The sequence below is a fragment of the Archangium sp. genome (genome assembly GCF_036388035.1).
Taxonomy (GTDB): Bacteria; Myxococcota; Myxococcia; order Myxococcales; family Myxococcaceae; genus Archangium.
The window spans coordinates 1-1930 of the sequence record NZ_DASVSO010000610.1 but is presented as its reverse complement, the minus strand read 5'-3'; the positions used below and the strand labels follow the sequence as shown (position 1 = coordinate 1930).

Annotated in this window: 1 protein-coding gene and 1 pseudogene; both read left to right on the top strand. The window is 77.7% G+C overall.

What is annotated here, in order from left to right:
• The coding region (locus VF697_RS24985; RefSeq protein ID WP_331099145.1) for a peptide ABC transporter substrate-binding protein at nucleotides 1-1349 on the top strand (1349 nt) is incomplete at its 5' end.
• Nucleotides 1346-1930: pseudogene (locus VF697_RS24980) on the top strand (histidine kinase); the annotation flags it as partial. The gene VF697_RS24985 and the pseudogene VF697_RS24980, both read left to right, overlap by 4 nt.

The window sequence follows — 1930 nt, the reverse complement described above, 5'->3', positions numbered from 1 at the left end:
GCCTCCTCCTGCTCGGCGCCGCGCCGTCGCTCGCCGCTGGCCGCGTCCCCTACGGAGGCGAGCTGCGCGTCGCCCACACCGGCCCCGCCGAGCCCGGAGAGCCGGCCCTCGCCGACACGCCCCTGGAGGCCACCCTCCTCGGGCTCATCTCGCGCCCCGCGTGCCGGCTGGCCGCGGACGGGCGCCTCGCTCCCGCGCTCGCCCGGGAGCTGACGCGCCCCTCCCCGCAGGTGGTGCGCCTCACCCTGCCCTCGCCCGCGCAGGCCACCGCGCTCACCCGTGCCTGGACGCGGCTCACCGGCACCGAGGCCCCCTCGCCCTACCGCGCCCTCCTCTTCCCGCTGCGCGCCGAGGGCCGACAGCTCTCCGCCACCGGGGACAGCCTGGAGCTGGCGCTCGCCTTCCCCTGGCCGGACATGGAGCGCGCGCTGTGCCACCCCGCGCTCGCCCCGCCGCGCTCGGCTCCCGCCGCGCTCGGCCCCTTCTCCGCCTCGGGCCCCACCGCCGTGGACGGGCGGCTCGCCTGGAACGAGGGCCGGCCGTACCTCGACCGGCTGCGCCTCACCGCCACCGACGAGCGCGGCCTCTCGCGCCTGTGGGCCACGCAGGAGGCCCAGGTGGCGCTCGGCGTGCTCCCCGAGGTGGGCACCCCCTCCGGCGCGGCGCTGTACGCCACCTACCTGGCCTGGACGCCGCGACGCGTGCCGCCAGACTTCCGCCAGGCGGTGGAGAGCGCGCTGGACCGGGAGGACCTCACGCGCCTCTTCGTGCGAGGGCCAGCCGTGCCCATGCCGCACCTGCTGCCCCCCGCCCTCCTCCCGCAGCCGCAGGGCCCACGCCCCGCGGCGCCCCCGCCCCAGGCCGGGCGCAAGGTGACGCTCCTCTATGACACGGGCAGCGAGGACCAGCGCGCGGTGGCCGAGCGCCTCCAGGTGAGGCTGCATGACCGGGGCTACGCCGTGGCGCTGGAGCCGCTGCCTCGCGCCGAGCTGCGCGCCCGCTGGGCGAGGGGCGACTACGAGCTGATGCTGCACTCGCTGCTGCTGCCGCCCGTGCCCGGCCCGGCGCTGGCCGTGGTGCTGGACGCGGCGGGCCGGAAGGACCTGCTCGGGGTGGAGCTGCCGCGCATCGGCGCCCTGGCCGACCCGGCGGCGCGAGATGCGAAGGCGCGCGAGCGGACCCAGGCGCTCGCCCCGTCCGTGCCGATGCTGCCCCTCTACGCGCAGGGGCTGGCGCTGCGCGCGGCGCCGGAGGTGGGAGGGCTCGCCTTCGACGGCCAGGGGCTGCCCATGCTGGACGGTGCCTGGCTGCAGCCGATTCCGACGGGAGTCCCGGGAGCCCGGAGATGAGGCTGAGGACGCGGCTGGCACTCGCCTTCGCCCTGCTGGCCCTGGTGCCGCTGGCGGTGATGGTGCCCTTCACGCTGACGAGCCTGCGCGCCTCGCTCTCGCGGGGGCTGGACGCGCGCATGGACGGGGCCACGGCCTCCGCGCAGGAGTCCCTCGACCGAGCCGCCGCCAACGCGCGCCGGGCGGTGGAGGAGTTGGTGGAGAGCCCCGCCATGGAGGACCTGGCGCGCGAGGCCCGCGAGTCCCCCGCCCGAGCCATCCGCGCGGACACCGCCCAGGCGCTGATGAAGAGCCGGGGCCTCACGGTGCTGGCCCTCTTCGACCGCAAGGGCACCACGCTGTCCTCGGGGCACCTGCCCGCGCGCCGGGGAGACCCGGACCCGGAGCTCTTCGCCGTCACCCGGGAGAAGTCGCCCAAGCCGGTGCCGGTGAAGGTGTCGGTGCGCGGAGACGAGGGCCTGCGCGAGGTGCCCGCGCTCGTCACGGCGCGGCCGGTGGACTACGGGGACATGCGGCTGTGGGCGGTGGGCGGGGTGCTGCTGGACCAGGGGTTGGCGGCGCACCTCTCGAGGCTCACGGGA